Here is a 26,475-nt window from a genome sequence, read left to right as displayed (position 1 = left end):
ATGCCCGGTGGCTCAAAGCGCCAGCATCAGCAGACCCAGCGGCAGCAGCCAGAACCAGTGCGAGCGCGGAACCTCGAACTGCTGGGCGCTGCCGTAGGGGCCGGCGGTTCCATCGGCCGTTAGCGCGCGCACCCGCAGGTAATAGGTTCCCGGCCCGGGGCGCGGCAGCGCGGCCTGGGCCGCGTCGACCACGAGCTCCTGCACCTCCTGCTTGAATTCGGGGTCGCGTGCCCATTGCAACTGGTAGCGCTGCCCGGGCTCGCCGGCCTGCCAGCGGAAGAGTAACTGCTGCTCCGCGAGCTCTGGCGGCGCGACTGCCGGGCTGGGCGGCAGCGGGCGCAGCATGAAGCTCTGCACCGGCCCGAAGGGCCCGGCATCGTCCGGCGCGGCGATGCTGGCCAGCCGCCAGTGATACCGGCCTGGCGGCAGGGTCAGGTCTTGCTCGGTGCCGGCGACATCGCTGCGGTCATGTAAGGGCTTGGCGAAGTCGGCGCTTTCCGCGACCTGCAGACGATAGCGCTGAGCGGCCAGCGCGCGCGTCCAGCTCAACGTTAGCTTGTCGCCGTAGACCACTGCCTCGGCAGCAGGGGCGCGGCTGAACGGCGGCTCGGGACGGGCCTTCAGGGTGAACAAGGCATCGGCGGCCTTGCCCTCAAGGCCTAGCGCGTCGATCGCACGCACGCGCAGCGTGTACCGCCCGTCTGGCAGATCGGCCCAACGGGCTCGCGGCGTCGGGAAGACGCCGTCGAGCAGCAGCCGGTCGAAGTCGCCCTCGGCATAGATTTGGGCGCGGTAAGCGCTGGCGCCGTCCAGCGGCTGCCAGGCCAGTGTGGGCGGCAGGCTGCTCAGCGTGATCGGCGCTCCCTGCAGCACCGGCGCGGCCAGTAGGGCTCGAACGGTTGTCGGCTGGCCGGGCTGGGCGAGCGCACCCTGGCCGGCCTTCAGGGTCTGCCGGTCGGCGGCTACCGCGCCGCTGAGCACCTGAACGCGGGTCTGGCCGGCAGTGCCTAGCTGCACGCGGAACTCAGTGCCGCGCACGCCCAGGTTAACGCTTGGCGTGCGTATCTCGTAGCGGGGCGGCTTTGCGGCGTCGGGCTGGACGCGGCTGTCTGCGCCGCCCTGATCGAGGCGCAACTGCATGGCCGGCAGCGCGCTGCGCCCATAGACCAACAACTGCTCCAGCGTCAGGCGGCTGTCCGGTGCAATCAGCAGGCGCGAACCATCGACAAAGCGCAGACTGATCGAAGATTGGGCGCCGGTGCGCAGCTGGTCTCCGGCACGCAGCTCGGTGCCTACGCTCAGTGCGGCGGCCGGGTCGGGCGGGCGCAGCAGGCTGGCGTCGCCCTGGGTGAACAGCACACGGGCAACGCTGGCCTCGCGCTGCAGCCAGGCGATCGGCAGGCGCAGCGTGCCGCCGGGCGGCAGCTTTAGCGGATCGTTTACCTGGTTGAGGCGCTGGAGATCGCGCCAGCTGTGCTTGCCGTCGAGATAGGCCTCGGTCAGGCCGATCAAGGTGTCGCCCGGCTGGATGCGGTAGTTCCAGTGGGCCTGGGCCGTCTGTGCCTGCAGCGGCAAGGCCGCTGCGGCCAGCACGGCCGCCGCCGGCCATAGCCATGTGTCGCTTCGCGATGTCATCTGGCGCCCCCCGAGCGCGCGGACGGCGCTCTTGTCGGCTCATATTATCGGAAGGCGTGAGGGGACTACTCGCTGATCGGCCAGACGCGTTCGCACTGACGGCAGCGCACCTGCAGCCCGTGGCTGTCGGCGCCCACCAGTACGAAGCGCGCATAGCTGCCGCAGCCGGGGCACTCGGCCTGATGGGCGATGTGCTCGGCATGAGCCAGCAGGTAAAGGTAGCGGCGCAGCGCCCAGACACCGGCCAAGCCGCACAGCGCGATGCTGGCCACGTCCATCAGCTTGTCGGCCAGGCTGTGAAAAGTGAAGAAACCCTCGAAGGCCGCCATCAAGCCGATCGCGCTCAAAAAAGCGAGCACCAGATGGGCATGGCCGCTCAGCAGTTCGCGCTCGTACCAGCGCTTGAACCCGTGCTTGCGTATGCCTTCGGACAGCTTCATCTGCTACCTCGTCCGCGCCGCATCGGCGCCGGCGCCGATCTTGGCATAAGCCGGACTCAGCCGCGTGCCAGGGCGTCTTGCAAATCCTGCCGCAGCCGTCGCAGTTGCTGTAGCTCCTGCTCCGGTGCCTGCAGCGCCGGCCACAGCAGGGCCACCAGATCGCGGGCACTGGCCTCAATGTCGATGGGTCGCTGCACTGTGATGGCTTCCCAGAGGATGTGCTCCATCGGTCCGAAGACCAGCGAGCGCAGCATGCGCAAGGGGACGTCGCGACGCACTTCGCCGCTGGCCTGGCCGCGGGCCAGTAGGTCCATCAGCGGCGCGGTGTAGCGGCGCTGCAGCGCGGTGAAGGCCTCGCCCAGTTCCTGGCCGGCGACGCTCTTGGTGCGGCCTTCCGACAGCACCAGTGCGCACAACCCTGTGCCCTGGATCAGAAACAGGCGCAGATGGGTATGTACGACGAACTCCAGCTGCTGGCGCACTGGCTGGTCACGCGGCAGACCAGTCTCAATCGCGCCGATGATCTCGTCGTACCAGTCGCCGATGACCCGCATGCACAGATCGCGCTTGCTGCGGAAGTAGGTGAAGACGGTGGCTTCGGATATGCCCAGGCGCTGGGCGATCTCGGTGGTGGTCGTGCGCTCATAGCCCGCTTCGGCGAACACCGCGCGGCCGACTCTCAGGATGTCGCGCACGCGCTGCTCGGCCTTGGCGCTTGCGGGCGCGCGGCGTTGGGTGGGCAGGGTGACGGTGTTCATCGTGGCGCAATTGTGCTCAATTCTTGAGTAAAGCTCAAGCCTGCTTGCATGCTTGCCCGCTCTGAACTATTCTCACGTCCTCGCAGCTTCGGAGAGGTTGCAAAAACATGAATTGAGCCTGACTCAGAATTTGTGCTGAGGCGGGCCGCTCTGGAGACAAGATGGCCGTCCTCACCACCAAGCTCAACGCCCGTTCGGCGGATTTCAAGGCCAATGCCGAGGCGATGCGCGGCCTCATCGCCGATCTCAGTTCGCGACTGGAGCAGATCGCCCAGGGCGGCGGTGAGGCGGCCCGCGCCAAGCACACCGCTCGAGGCAAATTGTTGCCGCGCCAGCGGGTCGAGATGCTGCTGGATCCGGGCACGCCCTTTCTGGAGATCGCGCCGCTGGCAGGTCTGAATATGTACGATAACGCCGCGCCAGGCGGCGGCATGATCGCCGGCATCGGCCGCGTCTCGGGCGTCGAATGCTTGATCGTCTGCAATGACGCCACCGTCAAGGGTGGGACCTACTACCCGATCACAGTCAAGAAACATCTGCGTGCGCAGGAGATCGCGCAGCAGAACCGCCTGCCCTGCATCTATCTGGTGGACAGCGGCGGTGCCAATCTGCCGAATCAGGACGAGGTGTTTCCGGACCGCGATCATTTCGGGCGAATCTTTTTCAATCAAGCCAATTTGAGCGCCCAGGGCGTGCCGCAGATCGCTGTTGTGATGGGATCTTGCACGGCCGGCGGCGCCTATGTGCCGGCGATGAGCGACGAGACCATCATCGTCAAGAACCAGGGCACGATTTTCCTGGGCGGCCCGCCGCTGGTGAAGGCTGCCACCGGCGAGGTCGTCTCCGCCGAAGACCTGGGCGGCGGCGATGTCCACACGCGGCTGTCCGGCGTGGCCGACCATCTGGCCAATGATGACACCCATGCGCTGGCGCTGGCGCGCCAGTCGGTGGCGGCGCTGAACTGGCGCAAGGAGGGCCAGCTCTTGACTCAGGCGCCGCGCGCGCCGCTGTTCGACGCGGCGGAGCTGCATGGCGTGATCCCGACCGATACGCGCAAGCCCTTCGATGTGCGCGAGGTGATCGCCCGCGTGGTCGACGGCTCGGAGTTCGATGAGTTCAAGGCCCGTTATGGCGCCACCCTGGTCTGCGGCTTCGCCCATATAGAGGGCATGCCAGTGGGCATCGTCGCCAACAACGGCATCTTGTTTGCCGAGAGCGCCAACAAGGGCGCGCACTTCATCGAGCTGTGCTGTCAGCGCAAGATCCCGCTGGTCTTCCTGCAGAACATCACCGGCTTTATGGTGGGCCGCAAGTACGAGAACGAGGGCATTGCCCGTGCCGGCGCAAAGATGGTGACGGCGGTGGCCTGCGCCGCGGTGCCCAAGTTCACCATCATCATCGGCGGCTCGTTCGGCGCCGGAAATTACGGCATGTGTGGCCGCGCCTACAGCCCGCGCTTCCTGTGGATGTGGCCCAACGCCCGCATCTCGGTGATGGGTGGCGACCAGGCCGCCAGCGTGCTGGCCACGGTCAAGCGCGACGGCATCGAGGGCAAGGGGGGAACTTGGTCTTCCGAGGAGGAAGAGGCCTTCAAGGCGCCGATCCGCCAGCAGTACGAGGACCAGGGGCATCCCTATTACGCCTCGGCGCGGCTGTGGGACGACGGCGTGATCGACCCTGCCGACACGCGTCGGGTGCTGGCCCTGGGTCTGTCGGCGGCGCTGAATGCGCCGATGGCCGAGACGAAGTTTGGCGTGTTCCGGATGTAAAGCGTATGACGTGTGTGAAATCTACTCAGGGTACATATCATGCGCACCAATATCGAACTTGATGACGACTTGATGGCCAAGGCTTTACACGCCGGCCCCTTCAAGACCAAGAAGCAGGCGGTCGAGGCGGGCTTGCGTTTGTTGGCGCGCCAGTCGGCCTACCGTGAGACTCTCAAGTGGCGCGGCAAGCTCCAGTGGGAAGGTGACGATAGCGTGGACTGGACGAGCGCGCCCACTGCCGAGTCCACTCGGGCGCTGATAGCGCGCGAGCCGCAGCCGGGGAAAGAGAACCGTGCTGGTCGTTGATTCCAGCGTTTGGATAGATTTTTTCGCCGGAGCCGAGCATCCGGCCGTCAATCAGCTGGCCCAGCTGCGCGACCATCGTGAGGTGCGCATCGTCGTGCCCGATCTGGTGCTGTTCGAGGTCTTGCGCGGTTTACGGCATGAGCGCGATCTGCGCCAGACCAGCCTGCTGATGCGGGGGCTCAGCATCGAGATCTGCGGCGGCGAGGACACGGCGCTGGCCGCCGCTCAGCACTACCGCGATCGTCGCGCCGCCGGCTACACCGTGCGCAGCGGCATCGATGTGCTGGTGGCGGCCATCAGCATCGAGAACTACTACGCGCTGCCGCACAAGGCCCGCGACTTCGACGCGTTGGAAGCCCGGTGCGGGCTCAAGGTATGGACCCATTGAACACGACGACGGATATCACGATCCGGCCGCTGGCCGCCGGCGACTCGATCGAGCGCCTGACCGCCTTGCTGCACAAGGCCTATGCCGCGCTGGGCGCGCAGGGCTGGAACTTCACCGCGGTGGACCAGAGCGTCGAGCTGACCGCCAAGCGGGTGGCCGGCGGCGGCTGCCTGGTGGCCGAGGCTGGCGGGCAGTTGGTGGGCACGGTCAATATGCGCGGACCCTATCGCCCCGAGCGGGATGCCTGGAGTCTGGCTACACCTTGGTATCTGCGCGAGGACACGGCCATCTTGTCGCAGTTCGCGGTCGACCCGGACTTGCAAGGCCGAGGTCTGGGCGAGCGCCTGATGGATGCCGCCGAGGCCTGGGCCGTCGAACGCGGCTTTGCCCATGTCGCGCTGGACACCGCCAAGCCGGCCCAGCATCTGCAGCGCCGCTATGCCAAGCGGGGCTATGCCCAGGTCGGCGAGGTGCAATGGGATGGCAAGACCTACGCCAGCGTGCTGATGGTTAAGACACTCGGAGAGCCATGATGACGAATACCCTGCATATCCGCCGCGAAGGCCATGTGGCGCGCGTGACCTTGAATCGCCCCGAGGTGCGCAATGCCTTCAACGAGCTCCTGATCGCCGAGCTGACGGCGGCCTTTGCGGCGCTGGGGCAGGACACGACGCTGCGCGCCATCGTGCTGGCCGCCGAGGGCAAGGCCTTCTGTGCTGGCGCCGACCTGAACTGGATGAAGTCCATGGCCGGCTTCAGCTGGGACGAAAACCATGCCGACGCCCGCCTGCTGGCCGAGATGCTGTGGACCATCTACAGCAGCCCGGTGCCGGTCATCGCGCGCGTGCAGGGCGATGTCTATGCCGGCGGCGTCGGTCTGGTGTCGGTGTGCGACATCGTCGTCGCTGCCGACACGGCGGGCTTCTGCCTGTCCGAGGCCAAGCTCGGCCTGCTGCCGGCCACCATTGGCCCCTATGTCGTGCGGGCCTTGGGCGAGCAGGCCTCGCGGCGCTACTTCGTAACGGCAGAACGTTTCTCTGCCACCGAGGCGCAACGCCTGGGCCTGGTCCATGAGCTGGCGACGGCCGACACGCTGGACGAGAAGGTCGATGCATTGTCGGTGGCCTTGATAGCCAACGGCCCGGCCGCCGTGCGCGCCTGCAAGAAGCTGGTGCAGGACCTGGCCCATGAGCCGATCACGCCCGCGCTGCGCGACGACACCGCACGCCGCATCGCCGACATTCGCGCCAGCGCCGAGGGGCGCGAGGGCGTGCAGAGCTTTCTGAACAAGAGCAAGCCTTCGTGGCTGAACTGACTCCGATGTCTTTGGCTGTACAAGAAGACTGGCAGCGCCGCAGCCTGGGCAGTATCTGGCATCCCTGCACGCAGATGGCGCGGGCCGCCAAGTTGCCGCCGCTGCCGATCGCGCGCGGGGAGGGTGCCTGGCTGTTTGATCATCAGGGCCAGCGCTATTTCGATGCCTGCTCCTCCTGGTGGGTCAATCTCTTCGGCCACTCCGATGCAGGGCTGAACGCGGCGATCAAGGCGCAGCTCGACACCTTGCCCCATGTGATGCTGGCCGGCTGCACCCATGAGCCGGCTGTGCGTCTGGCCGAGCGACTGAGCGCGCGCACCGGCGGGGCGCTGGGCCATGTGTGCTTCGGCAGCGACGGAGCGTCAGCTGTCGAGATCGCGCTGAAGCAGAGTTTTCACAGCTGGCGCAACCGGGGGCGTGGCGATAAGCGCGAGTTCGTCTGCCTGAAGAACGGCTATCACGGCGAAACGATTGGCGCGCTGGCTGTCACCGATGTGGCGATCTTTCGCGATGCCTATGACCCGCTCTTGATGCGCGCCCACATCGTCGAGTCGCCCGACAGTCGCCTGAACAACGAGGCTCCGGCGCTGGCGGCGATGCGAGCCCTGCTCGAAGCGCGCCACGCCCACATCGCCGCTGTCATCGTCGAGCCGCTGATCCAGGGCGCCGCCGGCATGGTGATGCACGAGCCTGGCTACTTGCGCTGCCTGCGCGCGCTGTGCAGCGAATTCGAGGTCCACCTGATTGCCGACGAGATCGCGGTCGGTTGCGGCCGCACGGGCACCTTCTTCGCCTGGGAGCAAGTCCAAGCGTCCTGGCCCGACTTCCTGCTGATGTCCAAAGGCATCACCGGCGGCACGCTGGCGCTGTCCCTGGTGCTGACAACGGACGAGGTCTACCAGGCTTTCTGGAGCGAGGACGTCTCGCGCGGCTTTCTGCACTCGCATTCCTACACCGGCAATGCGCTAGCCTGCGCGGCGGCCAATGCGGTGTTGGACCGCTTCGATGCCGGCCAGCTGGCGCGCAACCGCGAGCAGGCGGCCCTGCTGGCCGAGGCTTTTGAGCCGCTGGCCGACGATGCCCGAATCGCAGGCCTGCGCCAGCGCGGCATGGTGCTGGCCTTCGATGTGATCGATGCCGGCGCCGGATTCGCCGAGCGCTTCCATCTGGCAGCGCGAACCCATGAGCTATTGATACGTCCGATAGGCCACACCGTCTACCTGATGCCGCCCTATCTGATCGATGCTCCCACCGCACAGTTTCTCTTCGAGGCGGTGCGGGCTACGCTGAATGAGGTGCTCAGCCATGCTAATTGATCACCTGCAGGCCAAGCTCGACACGATCGCCGCGCAAGACCTGACCCGCTTCCTGCGCGTCGCGCAAAGCCCCACTGCGGCCAAACAGCTGGTGCGCGGCGCCGATGGCGTCACGCGCGAGCTGCTGATGTTCTGCAGCAACGACTATCTGGGCCTGGCGGCCGAGCCCCGGCTAGGAGCGGCGCTGGCCGAGGGCGCGCAGGTCTATGGCGGCGGCTCCGGCGCCTCGCACTTGATCAGTGGCCACTCGATCGCGCACGAGCAGCTGGAGCAGCGCCTGGCCGCGTGGTTCGCGCCGCATATCCCACAGGCCCGGGTGCTGGGTTTCAGCACGGGCTATATGGCCAATCTGGCGGTGATCACCGCGCTGGGTGATAGCGAGGCCGAGATCTTCTCGGATGCGCTGAACCACGCCTCCTTGATCGATGGCTGCCGCCTCGCCAAGGCTCAGGCCCGGCGCTATGCCCACGCCGATCTGGCCGAGCTGCGCGCGCAGCTGCAGGCCAGCACGGCCCGGCTCAAGCTGATCGTCAGCGACGCGGTGTTCAGCATGGACGGCGACATCGCGCCGCTGCCCGATCTACTGGGCCTTGCAGAGGAGTTCGACGCCTGGCTGATCGTCGATGATGCCCATGGCTTCGGCGTGCTGGGCGAGCGGGGGCGCGGCGCGCTGGAGCATTTCCAGCTGCGCAGCGAACGGCTGATCGTGGTTGGCACCTTAGGTAAGGCGGCCGGGCTGGCCGGCGCCTTTGTCGCGGCGCACGACACCGTGATCCAGTACCTGTTGCAGGCCGCACGAACCTATATCTTCACGACCGCCTCTCCGCCGGCTGTTGCCCATGCGTTGCAGACCAGCCTGGATCTAATCGAGGGCGAGGCCGGCGCGCAGCGCCGCGCGTCGCTGATCGATCTGCAGGCGCGGCTGCGCAACGGCGTGGCCCGACTACTGTCGAGCCATCCGCAGCTAGGTTGGCGTCTGGCCGCCTCCGAAACCCCGGTGCAGCCGCTGATCGTCGGCGGCAATGCCGAGGTGATGCGCCTCGCCGCCTTGCTGGAGGATCAAGGCCTGCGCGTACCGGGCATCCGCCCGCCGACCGTGCCCAAAGGCGAGGCGCGGCTGCGCATTACGCTGTGCGCCACGCACACGGTGGCCGATGTCGACCGGCTGCTGGCCACGCTGGAGACTGCGATCCAATGAAGGGCTTCTTCATCACCGGCACGGACACCGAGATCGGCAAGACCGCGATCACGGCCGGGCTGACCCATGCCTGGCAGCAGGCTGGCCAGCGCGTGGCGCCGATCAAGTCGCTCGCCGCCGGCCAGAGCCAGAACAGCGAGGGGTGCTGGGTCAACGAGGATGTCAGTCAGCTGCATGCTGCCCAGGCCCTGGGCCTGGGTCTTGATGAGGTGGGCCCGTTGCAGCTGCGCACCGCCTGTGCCCCGCATATCGCCGCGCGGCTGGAGGGTCACAGCATCGAGCGGGGCGCCTTGCTGGCTGCGATCCGCAGCACCGCCACCAAGGCCGATCTGGTTCTGGTGGAGGGCGTCGGCGGCTTTCGCGTGCCGCTCACCGACTCCTGGGACACCGCCGACCTCGCGGTGGATCTGGCCCTACCCGTGGTCCTGGTCGTCGGCCTGCGGCTGGGCTGCATCAATCATGCCTTGCTAACGGCCGAAGCCATACGCGCTCGCGGTCTCGCTTTGGCCGCTTGGGTGGCCAACACGGTGGACCCGGCCATGCCCCATGTGGCCGACAATCTCGCGGCGCTGGCGGCCGGCCTGCAAGTGCCTTGTTGGGGTCATGTTCCCCGGCTTCCCGATCCGACTCCCGCGGCCGTGGCCGCGCACCTCAAAGACGTCCCCCTATGAACCAGATCCAAACCCTGACGCCGACCACCGACGCCGACCGCCGTAACGCCAAGCCCTGGACCGTCAACGAGGTCGCCGCACTGTTCGAGCTGCCCTTCAACGATCTGCTGTTCCGCGCTCAGACCGTGCACCGCGAGCACTTCGATGCCAATGCGGTGCAGCTGTCCACGCTTTTGTCGATCAAAACCGGCGGTTGCGAGGAGGACTGCAAGTACTGCCCGCAGTCGGCTCATTTCGACACTGGGCTCAAGGCCGAGAAGCTGCTGCCGCTAGACGAGGTGCTGGAGGCGGCCCGCGCCGCCAAGGCCAATGGCGCGACGCGCTTTTGCATGGGCGCGGCCTGGCGCGCGCCCAAGGAGCGCCATCTGGAGCAGATCGGTGACATGGTGCGCGAGGTCAAGGCCATGGGCCTGGAGACCTGCCTGACCGCCGGCATGTTGGCCGACGGCCAGGCCGAGCAACTACGCGAGGCTGGCCTGGACTACTACAACCACAACCTCGACACCGCTCCCGAGTTCTACGGCCAGATCATCACGACCCGGACCTACCAGGACCGGCTCGACACGCTGGACCGCGTGCGCGGTGTGGGCCTGAAGGTCTGCAGCGGCGGCATCGTCGGCATGGGTGAGACCCGCCGCCAGCGCGCCGGCCTGATCGTGCAACTGGCAAATCTGGCCCCGTACCCGGAGTCGGTGCCGATCAACAACCTGGTGCAGGTGGAGGGCACGCCGCTGGCCGGCACCGCCGCGCTAGACCCCTTTGAGTTCGTCCGCACGATCGCGGTGGCGCGCATCACGATGCCGCGCGCGATGGTGCGCCTGTCGGCCGGCCGCGAGGAGATGCCGGAGTCGCTGCAGGCGATGTGCTTCCTGGCTGGCGCCAACTCGATGTTCTATGGCGACAAGCTGCTGACAACGAGCAATCCCCAGGCGGAGAGGGATCGCGCGCTGCTGGACCGCCTGGGCATGCGCTGCGCGACTGAGGCCGGCCTGGCGGCCGAGGCCGCAGAACCTGCGGCCTGCGGCCATTGCCACTGAACCCCATCAAACCAAGACTTCCCGGAGACCTGCCATGTTCAAGAAAATCCTGATCGCGAATCGCGGCGAAATCGCCTGCCGTGTCGCGGCCACCGCCCGTCGCCTGGGCGTCAAGACCGTGGCGGTGTACTCCGAAGCCGATGCCCGTGCCAAGCATGTGCAGGCCTGTGACGAGGCCGTCTTGATTGGCGGCCCGGCGCCGCGCGACTCCTATCTGCAATGGCAGCGCATCCTCGATGCCGCCAAGGCTACCGGGGCCGAGGCAGTCCATCCGGGCTATGGCTTTCTGAGCGAGAACGAGGAGTTCGCCACCGCCTGCAAGAGCGCCGGCCTGGTCTTCATCGGCCCGCCGGCCTCGGCCATCCAGGCCATGGGCCTGAAGGCGGAGTCCAAGCGTCTGATGGAAGCGGCCGGCGTGCCCCTCGTGCCCGGCTATCACGGCGCTGATCAGGACCCGGCGCTGCTCAAGCGCGAGGCCGAGCGCATCGGTTTTCCGGTGCTGATCAAGGCCAGCGCCGGCGGTGGCGGCAAAGGTATGAGAGCGGTGCTGAAGGCCGAAGAGTTCGATGCGGCGCTGGCTTCGTGCAAGCGTGAGGCGATCAGCAGCTTCGGCGACGATGCGGTATTGATCGAGCGCTATGTGCAAAAGCCTCGCCATATCGAGATCCAGGTTTTCGGCGACACGCAGGGAGACTGTGTCTATCTGTTTGAGCGCGACTGCTCGGTGCAGCGCCGCCACCAGAAGGTGCTGGAAGAGGCGCCCGCGCCCGGCATGACCGCCGAGCGCCGCGCCGAGATGGGCAATGCCGCCGTGGCGGCGGCCAAGGCGGTCGGCTATGTCGGCGCCGGCACGGTGGAGTTCATCTGCGAACAGGACGGCCGCTTCTACTTCATGGAGATGAACACGCGGCTGCAAGTCGAACATCCGGTGACAGAGGCCATCACTGGCCAGGACCTGGTGGAGTGGCAGCTGCGCGTGGCCTCGGGCGAGCCGCTGCCGTTGAAGCAGGATCAGCTGCGCATGTACGGCCACGCAATCGAGGCCCGAATCTGCGCCGAGAACCCCGAGGCCGGCTTCTTGCCGGCCACCGGCCGCTTGAGCGTGGCGCGTTGGCCGGCCCACGTGAGCTTCGAGCGCGGCGCCGTGCGGATTGATTCGGGTGTCGGCGAAGGCGATGCCATCAGCCCTTTCTACGACTCGATGGTGGCCAAGCTGATCGTTTGGGGCGAAGATCGTGCCCAGGCCTTGGCGCGCCTCGATGCGGCGCTGCGCGACACGCACATCGTCGGACTGCAGACCAATGTGGCATTTCTGCGGCGCTGCGCCGCCACGGACTCGTTCACCAACGCGGACTTGGATACCGGCCTGATCGAGCGAGAGCGCGTCGCGCTGTTCGAGCAAGCGGGCCTGCCGCTGACCATCGCTGCGGCGGCCGTCGTCGCACACACCTTGGCCCATGAGGCTAGCCTGCAGACCAGCGACCCCTGGAGTCGGCGCGACGGCTGGCGCATGTATGGCGCTTCGGCGCGTCGCTTCGATCTGGAGACGGGCGGTGCGCATCACGAAGTGCTGCTGTCGCGCCATCACCATGGCGGCATGCAGCTGACCGTCGAGGGCCAGGCGCAGGCTTTTGCCGTCAACTCCTCCAGCCTGGAAAGCCACGAACTGCTGCTCGGTGAAGGTTTGGCCCAGCAGCGCGTGATGGTCAAGACCTATGCCTTGGGCGAGCAGGTGGCGGTGTTCGCGCCGCTAGGCTCTGCCCTGCTGACCGAGATCGACCCGATTGCCCATGCCGGCGAAGGGGCCGCTGAGGCTGGCCGGCTGACGGCGCCGATGCCCGGCAAGATGGTGTCCTTCCTGGCCCAGCCCGGCGACACCGTCACCAAAGGCCAGGCGCTGGCGGTGATGGAGGCGATGAAGATGGAACACACAATCAATGCGCCGCGTGACGGCGTGGTGGCCGAGCTGCTATTCGCGGTCGGCGATCAGGTTGGCGATGGTGCCGAACTTCTCAGAATGGAGTAATCACCATGAGCTTGCCCAATCGAGTCACCCTCGTCGATGTCGGCCCGCGGGACGGCCTGCAGAACGAAAAGCAGCCTGTGTCCACCGAGCACAAGGCGACTCTGGTCGCGATGCTGCAGGACGCGGGGCTCAAGGAGATTGAGGTCACCAGCTTTGTGTCCCCGAAATGGGTGCCGCAGATGGCCGACAACGCTGAGGTGATGGCGGCGATCACGCGAAAGCCCGGCGTGCGCTATTCGGTGCTGACGCCGAATATGAAGGGTCTAGAGACAGCGCTGCCGACAAAACCAGACGAGATTGTCGTGTTCGCCGCGGCCAGCGAGGCTTTCTCGCAGAAGAACATCAACTGCAGCATCGCCGAGAGTATCGAGCGTTTCGCCCCCGTGGTGGCCGCCGCGCACGAGGCCGGTATCAAGGTACGCGGCGCGCTGTCCTGTGCGCTGGGCTGCCCTTACGAGGGGGAGATCAGCGCCGACCAGGTGGAACGTGTGGTGCTCTTGATGAAGAGCATCGGCGTCGACCATATGGGCGTGGCCGACACCATCGGCGTCGGTACGCCGGGCAAGGTGCAGGCTGCGATGGAGCGGGCGCTCAAACACTATCCGCTGGTCGAGGTCAGCGGCCATTTTCACGACACCTATGGCCAGGCGCTGAGCAATATCTACGCTTGCCTGGAGCTGGGCGTGCACACCTTCGACGCTAGCGTCGCCGGCCTGGGCGGCTGTCCCTATGCCAAGGGCGCGACCGGCAATGTTGCGACCGAGGATATTCTCTTCATGCTCAATGGGCTGGGCATCGAGACCGGCATCGACATCGACAAACTGGTCGATGCCAGCGCGTACATCTCCAGCGCGTTGGGCCGCCTGCCGGTGGCTCGCGTCGCGCGGGCCCTGCTGGCCAAGCGCGCGGGCTGATCCAGATCAAGGCGACCGGCGCCACAGCGGTGACACTCAGGAGCAGGATCCTCTTGCTCAGGAGTGTTGCCATGACGGAGAAGATGAAGGCTGCGGTGGTGCGCGAGTTCGGCCGTCCGCTGGAAGTCGACGAGGTGGATGTGCCCGAGGTGCCGCCGGGCCAGGTGCTCGTCAAGGTGATGGCCAGCGGGGTCTGCCACACCGATCTGCATGCGGCCGAAGGCGACTGGCCGGTCCGACCCAGCTTGCCCTTCATTCCTGGCCATGAGGGCGCGGGCTATGTGGCTCGGGTCGGGGCCGGCGTCAACTTTCTAAAGGAGGGTGACCGGGTCGGTGTGCCTTGGCTGCACACGAGCTGCGGCCATTGCGAGCATTGCCTGGGTGGCTGGGAGACGCTGTGTGACGGCCAGCAGATGACCGGCTACACGGTCAACGGCGGCTTCGCAGAGTACGTGCTGGCCGACCCCGGCTATGTGGGTCATTTGCCGGCGGCGCTGGATTTCGCACCGGCCGCGCCGGTGCTGTGTGCCGGCGTGACGGTCTACAAAGGCCTGAAGATGCTGGACTGCAAGCCCGGCGACTGGGTCGCGATCTCGGGCATAGGCGGGCTGGGTCATATGGCGGTGCAGTACGCGAAAGCCATGGGCTTTCATGTGATCGCCGTCGATGTGGCCGAAGACAAGCTGCAGCTGGCCCGTGAGCTCGGTGCCGAGTTGTGCCTCAATGCGGCCACGGGCGACCCGGTGGCCGAGGTGCAGAAGCATCTGCGCGGCGCTCATGGCGTGCTGGTCACCGCGGTGTCGCGCAGCGCGTTCGCCCAGGGACTCGCGATGCTGCACAAGCGCGGCACCATGTCCCTGGTAGGCCTGCCGCCGGGCAGCTTTGAGCTGCCGATCTTCGATATGGTGCTCAACGCCAAGACCGTGCGCGGCTCCATCGTCGGCACCCGGCTGGACCTGCAGGAGGCCCTGCAGTTCGCCGGCGAGGGCAAGGTCAGTGCGCACTATTCGACCGACAAGATCGAGAACATCAACCACATCTTCGCCGCGATGAAGCAGGGCCGCATCGACGGCCGGGTGGTGCTGCAGATCTGAGCCACCGCCTGCGGCCGGCCAGGGCTGTGCGTTGCGCGCACGCCGGCAACACTTCTTCAGCTTGGCCTCATCATTCGCCCCCCAGAATCGCCCCGAGGCCAGCCGGTCCATCCGGCTGCGGCTCAGTCTTGGCACAGACCGGACGACGCCGATAGGACGCCCGACAGATATTCAGGGAGATGAATCGATGAGCTACGACAAGTGTCGCCGCGCACGCGGTGGGGCAGGGCTGAGCGCGCTCGCTGCGGCGCTCCTGCTGGCCGCTTGCGGGGGTGGTGGTGGCGGTGAGCCGCCATCACCCCCACCGCCACCACCGCCGCCGCCACCGGTCACCGATCCGGTGGGCATCGACAAGGCCTTGCTGCGACAGCAGGTCGAGGTCTTCGTGGCCGAGCAGAGGGCCAAGATTGAGCCAATCAACTGCAGCCAGAGCCAGACCGGACCCTGCGAGCAGCTCAAGGACATCCGCTTTTCCCAGGGTCAGGCCTTGCCCGTCAAGTTGCGGGCCGACCAGACTATCCTGCTGATCGACGACGGTATTGGCCATGCCGCCACGCTGCGCTACCGCTCGCGCATGCTGGGCTACTACCGGGTCAGCGAGAGCTCCGGCCTGGTGGAGCCCCATGATCCGGTGATCCCGAGCACGCCGCGCTGGGGCGCCGAGTTGCTGCGTGCCATCGACGGATTTCAATACCGCGACGCTTCCGGCCAGCAGCGGCCGAGCTTTGTGCCGGCCGACTGGCTGAGGGCGCTTCGGCCCCTGCTGAGCGGACACCGGGACTTCGCGATGGTGGACCGTGTCCCGCACGGCAATATGGTGCTGGCCCAGCTGGTGGAAGCCAATCCGCAGGCCGGCTTCGTGGTGCTGGACCCGATCCCGATCAACACCGTGATGCAGGCCCACCGGGCCAGCGCCTGCGCCAAAGACTGGGCCGCCTTGGAGCTGGGCGTGCGTCAGATGGCGCAGAGCCTCAACACCGTGCTGCAGCGCCACGGAGTGGACTATGTGAACCTGTCCGGCGGTTTGGATACCTCGAATCTGCCTGACAGCTGGGCCGCGCTGGCCTGTGGCAGCGCGCTCAGCGCCGGCGACGCGCAGGGGCTGATCATGGCCTTCCGGCCCCTGTATTCGGCGCTGTTCGAGAGCCCGGGCGTGCTGGGGGTGCAGGCGGCGGGGGTGATGCTCTCGCCGACCAGCCACCCCTTGGAGGTCCTGCCGCTGGCCAACCGGGTGCGCGTGAGCCTCTTCCACCCTGCAACTGCCCAGTTGCCCGCCGACGGCGTGACCGGTGCCCAGCGCCCCGCCGTGCTGGAGCCCAATGCGGACGACCGCCGCTGGATCGATGTGTTCATCAGCACCGGCATGATGGATGGCAATTTCCCGCCCAGGGTCAATGCCGCGCCGCCGCTGATCACCGACTCGGTCTACGGCTTGGATCTCGGCCCCCTATTCCACGCCACCACCTCCTGGTTGGCGCCCCAGGCCCTGAACCGCTTGATCCACCTGAAGCAGCAGCTCGCCCCGACGATGGCGCCCGAGGCGCCGCTGGACGCGGCCCTGATCCAGCGCATGAAGGACGCGCTGACGCCGATGGGCTGCAGCTGGGCGCCCGAGGACGGCGGCCGCTGCAAGTTACAGGACCCCGCCTGGCACCGCCAGCAGGAGCTGTTCCGCCAGGGCTGGCTGTCAGCGGACTGGCGCTGGGAGTAGGGGCGGGCAGGGCGTTGCCAAGCCCTGCTGGGGTCAGGTCTTGCTAGCCGATGCGCAAAGGCGTCGGCAGGAGGCAAGCTTGCTTGTAAGCGTCGGTAATCGCGGTATGCCCTCTTGTGGCCGGCAGCGTTGCCTTTGGCACCAGGCGGTCGGGTTTGCCGCCTGCGTATCAGACGCACAAGCAAGAGAACATCTGGGAGAACTTGATCGATGAAGAACAGGAAAGTCCATACCCACGGTCATGGGCGCGCGAGTGCCTGGTCGGCAGCGGCGCTGGCACTCGTGCTCGCTGCCTGCGGCGGTGGCGGTAGTGATTCGCCGACACCAACACCAACACCAACACCAACACCCACACCCACACCCACACCCACACCCACACCAACGCCAACGCCAACGCCAACGCCAACACCAACGCCAACGCCGACGCCCACGCCCACGCCCACGCCCACGCCCACGCCAACCCTGGCCGCCCACTCACCCTATATCGCCAAGCCCAATGGCTACGACATCGAGTGGCGTTTGCAGGAGGCGGAGGCGGGCAAGGCCCGATCCGTGGACGACAAGGCCTACGCGGTGGCGGCGGCCGGCAATGCGCATGGCTGGACCCATCAGGCTAGGCTGCTGGGCTCTGGGCTGTACCGGATCGAGATCAGCCAAGGCCACTTCTACCGATTCTCCAGCAGCAACGAATGGGCCGGCAATCTGACGGTCTATGACGCGGCGGGCTACCAGCTCTATGCCGGCCTGGGCGAGCTCGATCGCGTGCATCCGCTTGATGATCCGCTGGCCTACGAGCTGCTGGCCTTGCGCGACGGCGCCGTGTTCGTGAAGGTGGAGGCCAGCGGCGGTGCGGCGTCAACCCTGGTGGACCTGCTGGTCGAAACCACTGGTGCCACCGTCGGCGGCGATGCCCCGCGGCAGATCGATCTGTCTACCATGGGCCAAGGGGCCGGCGCAGCGCAAGCCCATGCGGCCTTCTACGGTGGGGCCGGCGCAGACCGAATCGTCGGCAAGCCTGGCGCAGCCAACACCATCGTCGGCGGCACCGGCAACGATGTGGTCGAGCTCAAGTCGGCGGCCAAGACCCTTTCTCGCGTCGATGGCGGGCTTGCCCGCGACACCTTGATCGTCGGCTTCCCAAGCACCTCTGCCCAGCTCAGTCGCCTCAATGCCTACGGGCCCTACCGCCATCTGGCGCCGAACGGCAGCCAGCCAGATTCCCATGCGCTCAGCGGCAGCCCTGACGGCGCCGTCATCATCGTGCGCAGCATCGAGCAGGTGCAGTTCAGCGACAAGACGGTGGAGTTCAAGGACCTGCCGGGTTTTTGATCGCCCCCCGGGCCGGGCTGCGCCCGGCCTTACTGGAGGCTCAGCGTCCGGCCCAGGAAGTCCAGCGTGCGCCGCCAGGCCAGCTGCGCGCTGGCCGCATCAAACACCTCTGGCCGCTGGTCGTTGAAGAAGGCATGGTCGGCCGGGTAGCGGTGGATCTCGGCCGGGGCCTTCAGCGCGGCGACCAGGCCGTCCACCGTGGCCGGCGTGCACCAGTCGTCGCGCTCGGCGAAATGGCCTTGCAGCGGTATGGCGATCTTGGCCGGGTCGGCGAATTCGGCCGGCGGGATGCCGTAGAAGCAGCATGCGGCGGCCAGGCCCGGCAGATGCACTGCGGCCGCGATGGTCAGCGCGCCGCCCATGCAGAAGCCCAGCACGCCGATCCTGGGGCAGCGCGCTTGCAAAAAGCCGAGCGCGCCGGCCAGGTCCTGGTGGGTGGCGTCGGCGAAGTCCAGGCCGCTCATCAGATGGTTGGCCTCGTCGGCATCGGCCGCGATACGGCCCCGATAGAGATCCGGCGCCAGGGTGGTGTAGCCGGCGGCCGCAAACCGCTCAGCCAGCTCGCGGATATGCGGGTTCAGCCCCCACCATTCCTGGATAAGGATCAGCCCGGGCCGGCCCGTGCCGGCCTCGGCCAACCAGGCGCTGCTCGTGCCGCCGTCGGGGCGCTGGAAATCGATCATTTGTCCCATGCTTGCAACTCCTTGTCCGTCTAGTACGACTGTGGTTCGCCATGGTGGCCGCAGCCCACCAGACACGTCAAGACCAGGCACTTGTGGCGTCGGCGAGGCCCTCAGCCCCTTCCGGGCACTGTCCGCTGCTGTACGCAGACGCCGGGAGGGGATGGCGGCCTTGCTTCGAGTCCCTGATCAACAACTTTATTCTTCGGCGCCTTCGCCGGCACAGGGTTTGCATTCTTGCCGCGATCGAAAGTAGAAATTCACACCGGCTTCACGCCGCTGCGGCGATGCTGATGGACAAGGGAGTTGAAGAAGCAATGAATAGGAATGAGCGCGCGGCCTCGAAGGCTTTGCTGTGTCTGGCCTTCGGCGCGCTGGTGGGCTGCGGAGGTGGCGGTGGCTCGACCCCAGCATCGCCCCCACCGGTGCCTGCCGTCAAGCCGCTGGTCGGCCGGGTGATTGACGGTTATGTGCGCGGCGCCACCGTCTGGCTGGACCTCAACGGCAACCGCGTCCGCGATACCGGCGAGCCCAGCGCCGTCTCGCAGCAGGCCGGTGCCTACCAGCTGGAGCTCAGTGCTGGCGACCGTGCCTGCCTGCCCTATGCGACGCTCTATGTCGATGTGCCGGTGGACGCCGTTGATGAGGACAGCGGCCCGGTCAGCGCCGCCTACCAGATGGCGGTGGCACCCCGCCTGCAGGCGCTTAGCGTGGATCAGCTGATGAATATCTCGCCGCTGACGACGGCGATCTGGGCCCAGGTCGAGGGCCGGCTCTCGACTACGCAGCCCGGGCTCGGCAGCTGCCAGACCCTGCGGCAGAACCAGAGCCTGCGCGAGGGCCTGAGCCTGGAGATCCGCAGCGTGATGCAGGAGCTGGTTCAGCGCCACAACCTGTCCGAGCAGCGCATCCACGCGGACTTCATCCAGACCCAGGACCGTGCCGCCTACCTGATCGCCCAGGACATTGTGAAGGGGCTCAAGGCTGGTTTTGCTCACCGCCAGCTGCTGAAGGCCCGCCACCCGGACGCCAGCTTCCTGCGCGCCGAAGTCTGGTACGGCCAAGCCGGGCACCACAACACCGAAGGCTGGCTGCGCAGCAGCCAGGTCTGGCTGCCGGGAGATCGCTACCTGCAGGAGCTGGTGGGCCTGAGCGAGGACCTGAGCCAGATCCGCAACGTCTACCACCTGCGTGAAGAGAGCATCAGCCCCTGGGGCCAGGGGCGCTACACGCTGCGCAAGTGGGGCACCCAGCACTGGGACACCACCAGGGCCGCCGCCTACTGCAGCTTCGAGGAGATCGTGACGGTCAAGACAAGCCAGGGCGTCGAGTACAGCCTGGCGAACACCGCCGCCGCCGTCGATGCGGCGGAGCCCTCCGAATGCCTCGGCCGCGCGCCCAACGGGCTGGAGGCGCCGCTGGCGCGTAGCTACCGGGTCGCTTTCCTTGACGGCCACATCAGCCGCGTCAGTCACGATGCCCGGTTCTCGCTGAGCCCCGAGGCCACCAGCAGCGGGCCGCTGGCCGGCTGGCTTAACCTCAAGGACAAGGCCGCCACGCTGGATCTGGCGCATCTGGTCGAGCACCTGGCACCGCTGGACTACCGCGTTGAGGCGCCCGTAGTGGGCGAGGAACGCTTCATCTACTGGCACAAGCGCAAGACCGATGACAGCGCCGCGCTGCGCGTGCAGACCGACCGCTATGTCGGCGAGTGGACGCGCGAAAGCACCCGCGCCGACCAGACAAGGCTGAAGGAGTGCAGTCGGGACGGCGTGAACTGGGTGGCTTGCAGCTGATGTAAAAACGCGGACTGCCCTGGGGATCTGATGCTCGGCTTTCTCGCGCTACCGCTATCGCTCTTGCTGATGCCCTTGCTGGGCCTGGCCTGGCTGCTCTGGAAGCGGCGATATTGCGGCCTGGCCGAGGGCTTGGGTCTGGCGCTGGCCGTGGGGGCTTGCGGGGTCTGGGCGGTGTTCCAGTCGCAGTCTTCTACCGGCGCGCTAGGCCTGCTGCCCCTGCCTTTTTATGCGCTTGCCGCGGGTGTGCTGGGCTGGGCGGGCGCGAACGCTCGCCACAGCCCGCGCCGCTGGCGTGCGGGCCTGGGCTGTCTGGCTCTGCTGGCTGCCTTGGCCGGGCCGGTGCTGCTGCTGGCCCAGGGGTTCCAGACGCGGGCACACAACCAGCAGCGCGCGGCCCAGAACGCCGCGCATCGCGCCGAGATCGAGCGCAACAAGGCCGCCCTTCAGGCCATGCTGGCACAGCATCCAGGCGGGGAGGGGGCGCAGATCGAGGCCTTGGTCCAGCGCCATGCGCAGGACCGGGCCTGGCTGCTGCCGCTGCTGGAGCAGCCCCAGGTCCCGCCCGCGACTCTGGACCGCCTGGCCGATTCGGCGGACTTCGGCATTGTGCTGAGCGTGGCACGCCATCCCCAAACGCGACCCGACACCCTGGCCCGCATCTACCGCCGGCCTGCCAATCCAGACTACTTCTTTAGCGATCTGGCCCGCCATCCGAACACGCCGCCCGAGTTGCTGCGCGAGCTCTACCATCGGCCGCGCAGCATCACGCATCTGGATCGCCAGTTCGCCGCCAACCCGGCCCTGCCGGCCGAGCTGCGGCGCGAGCTGCTGGCGCAGACCCGCGATGTCTACGTGATCCAGGGCCTGTTGGGCCTGCCCGATCTCGACTGCACACTGCTGCCGGCGCTGCGTCAGGCCCTGGCACGCAGCGACCGGCCCGAAGACAGCTACAGCCTCGTGCGGCTGGGCGAGTTGCAGGACGGGCGCTGCGCTTGAGTCTCACGTGGCCGGATAGCCTATCCTGAGCCCCAGTCCGCGGCCGTCCAGCCCGTCGACAAAGGCCAGCGATGCGCCCTCGCGCTCGGCGATGCGCTTGACGATGGCCAGGCCCAGGCCGGTGCCTTGCTCGGTGCTGCCCGGCACGCGATAAAAGCGCTCGAACACCCGCTCGCGCTGGGTCGGGTGAAGGCCGGGTCCGTTATCGCGTACCGTCACCGCGATGCGAGCGGCCAGGTTTGCAAGGTGCACTTCCACCCGTGCTCCGCCCGGGCTGTAGCGGATCGCGTTGTCCACCAGGTTGTCGACCACGGAGCAAAAGCCGCTGCGCTCCAGCAGCGCGTCGTGATGATCGGGTGCCAGCAGCTCCAGCTGGATGCCGCGCTGGCGCGCCAGCGGGGCTAGCTGAGCGATTCGCTCACGCAGCAGCGCGGCGGCGTCCAGGCGCTCGGGCTTGAGCGTTTGCACCGTGGTCTCCGCGCGCGCCAGGGTCAGCAGCTGGGCCAGCAGATGCGAGACCCGCGCGATGCCGGCGCGCAGCGCGCCGGCCGCTTCGGCGCGGGCCTGCGGCTCGTGTTCGCTGAGCAGCAGGTGGGCTTGCGCGCTGGCGGCGGCCAGCGGCGTGCGCAGCTCGTGCGCCGCATCGGCCAGAAAGCGCCGCTCGGCCTCCAGGCGCTGGCCCTCGCGCGCCAGCAGGCCGTTGAGCGCGCTGACCAGCGGAGCGGTCTCGGTGTAGAGCTTGTCCACCTGCACCGGCGCCAGATCTCCGGCGCCGCGCCGCGCGATGCGCTGGGCCAGTAGGGCCAGGGGGCGCAGGCCGGCGCGCACGCTGAACCAGATCACCAGGCCGTGCCAGAGGAAGACTCCCAGCTGGGATTGCAGGACCAGCCATAGCACCGGCAGCACCGCGCCGAGGGCGACCTCGCGGGGCTCGGCGATCAGCAGCACTCGCCCCTCACCCGGGTCCGCGCGCTGCACCAGCCAGCGCGCGGCTTCACCCGCCGCAGGCTCGGCGTCAAGGCGGGTGGCCGGGGCGTTGGCGCTGCGATAGAGCAGGCGGCCCTGAGCGTCCCAGACCTGGTAGGCCGGATGCAAGCCCGAGCCAACGTCCCCGTCCAGACCCAGCAGGGCCAGCACCGCATCGTCGGTGGCCTTCAGGCGCTGCGGCAGTTCGGCCTCGGGGCTGGCCGCTGCGGACGCGAGCACCGTGGCCATCTGCTGCAGTCGAGCCTCCACATCGGTTTCGCCCCAGGCGATGCCGCGCCAGGTCAGCAGCCCGGCCAGCACCAGCCAGGCCACAAAAAGGGCAAACGCCTGCCAGGCGATCAGGCGACTGCTCAGCGAGGCCGGCGCCCAGCGTGCCGCCGGCTTCACGAGGAGGCGGCGCAGACCGGCGCCTCCAGCACGTAGCCCACGCCACGCACCGTGGCGATCCAATCATTGCCCAGCTTCTTGCGCAGCTTGTAGACATGGACATCGATGGCATTGCTGTCCAGCAGCTCGCCGCCGCCGAGGCCGCGCTCGATCTGCTCGCGCGTCAGTACCCGGCCTGGCTCGGCCGCCAGGGTCAGCAGGATGTCGTACTCGCGCGCCGACAGGGCGACCTCGGCCTCGGCCAGCAGCACGCGCCGGCGCGCGGTGTCTATCACCAGCTCGCCAAGCTGCCAGGTGTTACTGGACTGGCCGCTGTGGCGACGCAGCAGCGCACGCACCCGCGACAGCAGCTCCTCCATCGCGAAGGGCTTGCCCAGATAGTCGTCGGCGCCGGCGTCCAGGCCCTCGACCCGCTCCTCGACGCTGTCGCGCGCGGTGATCAGCATCACCGGCGTGGCCCGGCCCAGCGCGCGCCACCAGGCCAGCAGCGCCAGTCCGCTCTCGTCGGGTAGGCCGATGTCCAGTAGCAGTAGATCGAAGGGCAGCTCGCAGAGAAAGCGCCTCGCGTCGCTTGCGCTGCGCAGCCACACGACCCGGTGCCCGGCCATGCTCAGCACACGCTGCAGTGAGTGCCCCAGAGGCAGGTCGTCTTCGATCAGAAGAATGCTGGACATGGTGGGTTTGCCCCTCCTTGGTGGGCGGCGCCGGCGACGGCAGCGGATTCTAGAAGCGCCGCCAGCGCATCGCCGTGGCGTCACCACCGCAGGCCTTCATCAAGGCTTCATGCGAGGCGCGCCCCCCTTCATCGCTGCTTCATTACCGGCTTTGCACACTGACTGGCGTCATCAACTGCGAGACCGAAACCGTCATGAGAGTTAGCCTTGTTTTGCCCCTGCTCCTGCTGGCCGCCTGCGCTCCGGCCGCCGCTGCCGACAGCGACTGGCGACTGCGCGGCGGCGTGGCCGCGCTGGCCCAGCCTAAGTATGTCGGCGCCGACAAGCAGCGCGTGCTGGCCGCGCCACTGATAGAGGCGCGCTGGCGTAAGCATGTCTTCCTCGGCAGTCTGCGCGGCGTCGGCTACGAGTCCGAGCTGGGTGAGGGCGCCAGCGTCAGCGCCGCGCTATTCGTCGACATGCATCAGCGCCGCCGCAAGGATGGCCCTCGCGTGCAGGCGCTCGACGAGGTCAAGGTGGCGCCGGCCCTGCGCCTGGGTGCCGAGCTGGCGCTGGGGCCGGTGTTCGTCAATGCGGTCAGCAGCACGCGGCTGGGTCAGGGCAGCAGGCCCGGCGCGCGCGGCAGCAGCGTAGAGCTCGAAGCCGGTTATGGCTTGCTGCCCACTCCCGGCCTGGCACTGGCTTTCGGAGCCTCGGCCAAGCTTCTGGATGCCAGGCTGGGCCAGGCACTGCTTGGCATCAACAGCGCTCAGGCCCGGGCCTCGGGACTTCGGCCGCACCAGGTCGGCGCCGGCCTGCACAGCCTGGGCCTGTTCGCTCAGGCCAGCTACCAGCTTGGCGCCGACTGGCAGCTTTTCGCCAAGCTGGGTGTCGCCAGCCTGCGCGGCGATGCCGCCGGCAGCCCGCTGGTGCAACAGAAGAACCAGCCGACTTTGGCCTTGGCGGCCAGCCGCAACTTCTGAGAGACGACGAGAGACCGGGCCATGCACAATGGCCCATGCCTAAAGTCCTGCTCTTCGATGTCTTCGGCACCCTGGTCGACTGGCGCGGCTCGATCGGGGCCGAGCTGCTGCCGCTGCTGGGGCGAACGCGCGCCGAAGCCTTCGCCGAGGCTTGGCGGGCTCAGTACCAGCCGGCGATGGAGGAGGTAAGGGCCGGTCGTTTGCCCTTTTGCAAGCTCGATGTGCTGCACCGGCGCAATCTGGACCTGGTGCTCAAGGACTTCGGGCTAGACCACCTGGACGAGACGGCGCGACGCGAGCTGAACTTGGCGTGGCACCGGTTGGCGGCCTGGCCCGATGTCGGTGCAGCGCTGCAACGGCTGCGCCAGCGCTTTCGTCTTGCGCCCTGCTCGAACGGCAATATCTCGCTGATGGCCGATCTCGCTCGACAGAACGGCTGGCACTGGGACGCCATCACTGGCGCCGAGCTGGCGCGCGACTACAAGCCCAAGGCCATCGTCTACCTGACGGCCGTGCTGGCCTTCGACGCCGCGCCCGAGGATGCCCTGATGGTGGCCGCCCACAGCGCGGACCTGGCAGCCGCCCGGGCAGCCGGCCTGGCCACGGCTTTCATCGCCCGACCCGATGAGCAAGGCCCAGGGCGTGGCGAAAGCCGGGCCTTCGGACCGGTCGACTACGAGGCGCAGAGCCTGACCGAACTCGCCGATATGTTGGGCTGCTGATCAGCTCTTATTGAGCACCTTGGCGACCGGGTTGGGCCGCAGCCGGAACGCATCGGGCATGCCCGAGCCCAGCAGCGGACGCAGATAGAGGCGGAAGGCATCGGTGACATCGGTGCCCTCCGCGCTGATGAACTCGTCCTCCATCACCCGGGTCTTGCCGGCCACGGCGGCCAGCGGCAGAAGCTCATAGTCCACCGAGTAGAAGCCGGTGCGCTTTATCGCGACCGAGCCGTCGCGGTCGCCGTGGAAGGCGAACTGCACCGCCTTCTCGCCGACCTCGCGGGCCTCGCGCTGGTCGACATCCGACACACAGCCGATGAAGCTGCGCTGCAGATAGCCGAAGGTGTCGCCGCGCACGCGCTTGATACCCAGCTTGCTCTTGACCTCCTCGCACAGCAGATCGGCCAGCGCGCCGGTGCCGGAGAGCTGCACATTGCCATGGTCGTCGCGCTCCAGGTCGCGGGCCAGTTGGGCCAGCATCGGGGCGCCAGAGGCGTCATGGATGCCTTCCGAGACCGCCACCACGCAGCGGCCATGACGCTGGTACATGGTCTTCACATCTGTCAGGAAGCGCTCGGTCTCGAACACCCGCTCGGGCAGGTAGATCAGGTGCGGGCCGTCATCGGCGAACTTCTTGCCCAGCGCCGAAGCGGCGGTCAGGAAGCCGGCGTGGCGGCCCATCACGACGCCCAAATAGACGCCAGGCAGCGCCGCATTGTCCAGATTGGCGCCTGCGAAAGCCTGGGCCACGAAGCGCGCTGCCGAGGGGAAGCCTGGTGTGTGGTCGTTGCCGACCAGGTCATTGTCTATTGTCTTGGGGATGTGGATGCAGCGCAGAGGATAGCCGGCAGCGGCGGCTTCCTCGGCGACGATGCGCACCGTGTCCGAGGAGTCGTTGCCGCCGATATAGAAAAAGTGGCTAATGCCGTGGGCCTGCAGCACCTTGAAGATCTTGTGGCAGTAGGCAGCGTCGGGCTTGTCGCGAGTCGAGCCCAACGCGGACGAGGGCGTGTTCGCGACCAGCTCCAGGTTGTGGCTGGTCTCCTGGGTCAGGTCGACGAAGTCCTCGCTCACGATGCCGCGTACGCCGTGCCGAGCGCCGTAGACCAGGTCCACCGCGCGGCTGCGCCGCGCCTCCAGCACCACACCCACCATCGACTGGTTGATCACCGCCGTCGGTCCGCCGCCCTGGGCGACAAGGATTTTGCAGGCTGACATCCATCACTCCCTGACTGGTTTGCGGTGGCGCCGATTGTGGCCCAAAGCCCGGCCGAAGTGCGCTCAGCGAGCGCTTTGGGCGCTCTGCGTAGCGGGGCGCCGTATGAAGGGTAACAAGGGGTTTTTTCATGCGAGCCGGGAGC

Annotated in this window: 25 protein-coding genes; 18 read left to right on the top strand and 7 right to left on the bottom strand. The window is 67.5% G+C overall.

The annotated features are described in order from the left end of the window. Positions 1 to 12 precede the first annotated feature (12 nt). The 3 genes from OOZ63_RS06765 to OOZ63_RS06755 form a co-directional block, all read right to left on the bottom strand. Complete coding sequence (locus OOZ63_RS06765; protein ID WP_266004660.1) at positions 13 to 1,635, bottom strand: FecR family protein; 1,623 nt, start codon at positions 1,633 to 1,635, stop codon at positions 13 to 15. A 65-nt stretch (positions 1,636 to 1,700) separates the two neighbouring features. Then, positions 1,701 to 2,075, bottom strand: coding sequence for a hypothetical protein (locus tag OOZ63_RS06760; RefSeq protein WP_266004659.1), 375 nt, complete (start codon positions 2,073 to 2,075; stop codon positions 1,701 to 1,703). A 56-nt stretch (positions 2,076 to 2,131) separates the two neighbouring features. Next, positions 2,132 to 2,833, bottom strand: coding sequence for a TetR/AcrR family transcriptional regulator (locus tag OOZ63_RS06755; protein WP_266004658.1), 702 nt, complete (start codon positions 2,831 to 2,833; stop codon positions 2,132 to 2,134). A 161-nt stretch (positions 2,834 to 2,994) separates the two neighbouring features. Between OOZ63_RS06755 and OOZ63_RS06750 the strand changes: the two genes are divergently transcribed. From OOZ63_RS06750 to OOZ63_RS06685, 14 genes are all read left to right on the top strand, one after another. Beyond that, a complete protein-coding gene (locus tag OOZ63_RS06750) occupies positions 2,995 to 4,602 on the top strand; it encodes a carboxyl transferase domain-containing protein (protein WP_266004657.1) in 1,608 nt (535 codons plus the stop codon). 39 nt (positions 4,603 to 4,641) lie between these two features. Continuing rightward, the gene (locus tag OOZ63_RS06745; RefSeq protein ID WP_266004656.1) at positions 4,642 to 4,908 is read left to right on the top strand and encodes a type II toxin-antitoxin system VapB family antitoxin; all 267 of its coding nucleotides are present in this window, start codon (positions 4,642 to 4,644) and stop codon (positions 4,906 to 4,908) included. After that, entirely contained in the window at positions 4,895 to 5,296 is a 402-nt protein-coding gene (locus tag OOZ63_RS06740; RefSeq protein WP_266004655.1) for a PIN domain-containing protein, read from the top strand. Before OOZ63_RS06745 ends, OOZ63_RS06740 begins: the two co-directional genes overlap by 14 nt. Further along, the gene (locus OOZ63_RS06735) at positions 5,284 to 5,829 is read left to right on the top strand and encodes a GNAT family N-acetyltransferase (protein WP_266004654.1); all 546 of its coding nucleotides are present in this window, start codon (positions 5,284 to 5,286) and stop codon (positions 5,827 to 5,829) included. The genes OOZ63_RS06740 and OOZ63_RS06735 overlap by 13 nt, the downstream gene beginning before the upstream one ends. Continuing rightward, a complete protein-coding gene (locus tag OOZ63_RS06730; protein ID WP_266004653.1) occupies positions 5,826 to 6,611 on the top strand; it encodes an enoyl-CoA hydratase/isomerase family protein in 786 nt (261 codons plus the stop codon). The genes OOZ63_RS06735 and OOZ63_RS06730 overlap by 4 nt, the downstream gene beginning before the upstream one ends. 5 nt (positions 6,612 to 6,616) lie before the next feature. Then, positions 6,617 to 7,927, top strand: a complete 1,311-nt coding sequence (gene bioA, locus OOZ63_RS06725) for an adenosylmethionine--8-amino-7-oxononanoate transaminase (protein WP_266004652.1) — start codon at positions 6,617 to 6,619, stop codon at positions 7,925 to 7,927. Beyond that, positions 7,917 to 9,125: an 8-amino-7-oxononanoate synthase gene (gene bioF / locus OOZ63_RS06720; protein WP_266004651.1), complete on the top strand. Its 1,209-nt coding sequence runs from the start codon at positions 7,917 to 7,919 to the stop codon at positions 9,123 to 9,125. The genes bioA and bioF overlap by 11 nt, the downstream gene beginning before the upstream one ends. Next, complete coding sequence (bioD, locus tag OOZ63_RS06715; RefSeq protein WP_266004650.1) at positions 9,122 to 9,796, top strand: dethiobiotin synthase; 675 nt, start codon at positions 9,122 to 9,124, stop codon at positions 9,794 to 9,796. The genes bioF and bioD overlap by 4 nt, the downstream gene beginning before the upstream one ends. Next, positions 9,793 to 10,833, top strand: a complete 1,041-nt coding sequence (gene bioB, locus OOZ63_RS06710; RefSeq protein WP_266004649.1) for a biotin synthase BioB — start codon at positions 9,793 to 9,795, stop codon at positions 10,831 to 10,833. Before bioD ends, bioB begins: the two co-directional genes overlap by 4 nt. 34 nt (positions 10,834 to 10,867) lie before the next feature. After that, a complete protein-coding gene (locus OOZ63_RS06705; RefSeq protein WP_266004648.1) occupies positions 10,868 to 12,859 on the top strand; it encodes an acetyl/propionyl/methylcrotonyl-CoA carboxylase subunit alpha in 1,992 nt (663 codons plus the stop codon). 5 nt (positions 12,860 to 12,864) lie between these two features. Then, on the top strand, positions 12,865 to 13,773 hold the full coding sequence (locus OOZ63_RS06700; RefSeq protein WP_266004647.1) for a hydroxymethylglutaryl-CoA lyase: 909 nt from the start codon (positions 12,865 to 12,867) through the stop codon (positions 13,771 to 13,773). Positions 13,774 to 13,844: 71 nt separating this feature from the next. Then, positions 13,845 to 14,867: an alcohol dehydrogenase AdhP gene (adhP, locus tag OOZ63_RS06695; RefSeq protein ID WP_266004646.1), complete on the top strand. Its 1,023-nt coding sequence runs from the start codon at positions 13,845 to 13,847 to the stop codon at positions 14,865 to 14,867. A gap of 187 nt (positions 14,868 to 15,054) precedes the next feature. After that, entirely contained in the window at positions 15,055 to 16,578 is a 1,524-nt protein-coding gene (locus OOZ63_RS06690; RefSeq protein WP_266004645.1) for a hypothetical protein, read from the top strand. Between the two features lie 210 nt (positions 16,579 to 16,788). Beyond that, a complete protein-coding gene (locus tag OOZ63_RS06685) occupies positions 16,789 to 17,907 on the top strand; it encodes a hypothetical protein (protein WP_266004644.1) in 1,119 nt (372 codons plus the stop codon). Between the two features lie 29 nt (positions 17,908 to 17,936). Here OOZ63_RS06685 and OOZ63_RS06680 read toward each other — a convergent pair whose 3' ends face one another. After that, positions 17,937 to 18,599: a dienelactone hydrolase family protein gene (locus tag OOZ63_RS06680; protein WP_266004643.1), complete on the bottom strand. Its 663-nt coding sequence runs from the start codon at positions 18,597 to 18,599 to the stop codon at positions 17,937 to 17,939. Positions 18,600 to 18,904: 305 nt separating this feature from the next. Between OOZ63_RS06680 and OOZ63_RS06675 the strand changes: the two genes are divergently transcribed. Both OOZ63_RS06675 and OOZ63_RS06670 read left to right on the top strand, forming a co-directional pair. Beyond that, a complete protein-coding gene (locus OOZ63_RS06675) occupies positions 18,905 to 20,383 on the top strand; it encodes a hypothetical protein (RefSeq protein ID WP_266004642.1) in 1,479 nt (492 codons plus the stop codon). A gap of 30 nt (positions 20,384 to 20,413) precedes the next feature. Then, entirely contained in the window at positions 20,414 to 21,382 is a 969-nt protein-coding gene (locus tag OOZ63_RS06670) for a hypothetical protein (RefSeq protein WP_266004641.1), read from the top strand. Positions 21,383 to 21,385: 3 nt separating this feature from the next. Here OOZ63_RS06670 and OOZ63_RS06665 read toward each other — a convergent pair whose 3' ends face one another. Beyond that, positions 21,386 to 22,756 carry an ATP-binding protein gene (locus OOZ63_RS06665; RefSeq protein WP_266004640.1) on the bottom strand — a complete coding sequence of 457 codons (1,371 nt, stop codon included), beginning with the start codon at positions 22,754 to 22,756 and terminating at the stop codon, positions 21,386 to 21,388. Next, complete coding sequence (locus OOZ63_RS06660; RefSeq protein WP_266004639.1) at positions 22,753 to 23,430, bottom strand: response regulator transcription factor; 678 nt, start codon at positions 23,428 to 23,430, stop codon at positions 22,753 to 22,755. Before OOZ63_RS06660 ends, OOZ63_RS06665 begins: the two co-directional genes overlap by 4 nt. Before the next feature lie 194 nt (positions 23,431 to 23,624). On the opposite strand from OOZ63_RS06660, the gene OOZ63_RS06655 reads away from it, so the two are divergent. Both OOZ63_RS06655 and OOZ63_RS06650 read left to right on the top strand, forming a co-directional pair. After that, positions 23,625 to 24,392, top strand: coding sequence for a MipA/OmpV family protein (locus OOZ63_RS06655; RefSeq protein ID WP_266004638.1), 768 nt, complete (start codon positions 23,625 to 23,627; stop codon positions 24,390 to 24,392). A gap of 35 nt (positions 24,393 to 24,427) precedes the next feature. Next, a complete protein-coding gene (locus OOZ63_RS06650) occupies positions 24,428 to 25,114 on the top strand; it encodes a haloacid dehalogenase type II (protein WP_266004637.1) in 687 nt (228 codons plus the stop codon). Here OOZ63_RS06650 and OOZ63_RS06645 read toward each other — a convergent pair whose 3' ends face one another. Next, on the bottom strand, positions 25,115 to 26,332 hold the full coding sequence (locus OOZ63_RS06645) for a 6-phosphofructokinase (protein WP_266004636.1): 1,218 nt from the start codon (positions 26,330 to 26,332) through the stop codon (positions 25,115 to 25,117). Positions 26,333 to 26,475 lie beyond the last annotated feature (143 nt).

Origin of the sequence: Paucibacter sp. PLA-PC-4, assembly GCF_026241155.1 — a bacterium.
Lineage (GTDB): Bacteria > Pseudomonadota > Gammaproteobacteria > Burkholderiales > Burkholderiaceae_C > Roseateles_E.
This window is presented reverse-complemented; position numbering and strand designations above follow the sequence as displayed.

What these genes read in the sequence shown, in the direction of transcription:
- OOZ63_RS06690 (WP_266004645.1), top strand. Translation starts at nt 15,055, where the DNA reads ATGAGCTACGACAAGTGTCGCCGCGCACGCGGTGGGGCAGGGCTGAGC.
- OOZ63_RS06705 (WP_266004648.1), top strand. Translation starts at nt 10,868, where the DNA reads ATGTTCAAGAAAATCCTGATCGCGAATCGCGGCGAAATCGCCTGCCGT.
- bioA (WP_266004652.1), top strand. Translation starts at nt 6,617, where the DNA reads ATGTCTTTGGCTGTACAAGAAGACTGGCAGCGCCGCAGCCTGGGCAGT.
- OOZ63_RS06685 (WP_266004644.1), top strand. Translation starts at nt 16,789, where the DNA reads ATGAAGAACAGGAAAGTCCATACCCACGGTCATGGGCGCGCGAGTGCC.
- OOZ63_RS06650 (WP_266004637.1), top strand. Translation starts at nt 24,428, where the DNA reads ATGCCTAAAGTCCTGCTCTTCGATGTCTTCGGCACCCTGGTCGACTGG.
- OOZ63_RS06735 (WP_266004654.1), top strand. Translation starts at nt 5,284, where the DNA reads ATGGACCCATTGAACACGACGACGGATATCACGATCCGGCCGCTGGCC.
- OOZ63_RS06760 (WP_266004659.1), bottom strand. Translation starts at nt 2,075, where the DNA reads ATGAAGCTGTCCGAAGGCATACGCAAGCACGGGTTCAAGCGCTGGTAC.
- OOZ63_RS06745 (WP_266004656.1), top strand. Translation starts at nt 4,642, where the DNA reads ATGCGCACCAATATCGAACTTGATGACGACTTGATGGCCAAGGCTTTA.
- OOZ63_RS06755 (WP_266004658.1), bottom strand. Translation starts at nt 2,833, where the DNA reads ATGAACACCGTCACCCTGCCCACCCAACGCCGCGCGCCCGCAAGCGCC.
- bioD (WP_266004650.1), top strand. Translation starts at nt 9,122, where the DNA reads ATGAAGGGCTTCTTCATCACCGGCACGGACACCGAGATCGGCAAGACC.
- OOZ63_RS06750 (WP_266004657.1), top strand. Translation starts at nt 2,995, where the DNA reads ATGGCCGTCCTCACCACCAAGCTCAACGCCCGTTCGGCGGATTTCAAG.
- adhP (WP_266004646.1), top strand. Translation starts at nt 13,845, where the DNA reads ATGACGGAGAAGATGAAGGCTGCGGTGGTGCGCGAGTTCGGCCGTCCG.
- bioF (WP_266004651.1), top strand. Translation starts at nt 7,917, where the DNA reads ATGCTAATTGATCACCTGCAGGCCAAGCTCGACACGATCGCCGCGCAA.
- OOZ63_RS06660 (WP_266004639.1), bottom strand. Translation starts at nt 23,430, where the DNA reads ATGTCCAGCATTCTTCTGATCGAAGACGACCTGCCTCTGGGGCACTCA.
- OOZ63_RS06655 (WP_266004638.1), top strand. Translation starts at nt 23,625, where the DNA reads ATGAGAGTTAGCCTTGTTTTGCCCCTGCTCCTGCTGGCCGCCTGCGCT.
- bioB (WP_266004649.1), top strand. Translation starts at nt 9,793, where the DNA reads ATGAACCAGATCCAAACCCTGACGCCGACCACCGACGCCGACCGCCGT.
- OOZ63_RS06670 (WP_266004641.1), top strand. Translation starts at nt 20,414, where the DNA reads ATGCTCGGCTTTCTCGCGCTACCGCTATCGCTCTTGCTGATGCCCTTG.
- OOZ63_RS06645 (WP_266004636.1), bottom strand. Translation starts at nt 26,332, where the DNA reads ATGTCAGCCTGCAAAATCCTTGTCGCCCAGGGCGGCGGACCGACGGCG.
- OOZ63_RS06700 (WP_266004647.1), top strand. Translation starts at nt 12,865, where the DNA reads ATGAGCTTGCCCAATCGAGTCACCCTCGTCGATGTCGGCCCGCGGGAC.
- OOZ63_RS06765 (WP_266004660.1), bottom strand. Translation starts at nt 1,635, where the DNA reads ATGACATCGCGAAGCGACACATGGCTATGGCCGGCGGCGGCCGTGCTG.
- OOZ63_RS06730 (WP_266004653.1), top strand. Translation starts at nt 5,826, where the DNA reads ATGATGACGAATACCCTGCATATCCGCCGCGAAGGCCATGTGGCGCGC.
- OOZ63_RS06680 (WP_266004643.1), bottom strand. Translation starts at nt 18,599, where the DNA reads ATGGGACAAATGATCGATTTCCAGCGCCCCGACGGCGGCACGAGCAGC.
- OOZ63_RS06675 (WP_266004642.1), top strand. Translation starts at nt 18,905, where the DNA reads ATGAATAGGAATGAGCGCGCGGCCTCGAAGGCTTTGCTGTGTCTGGCC.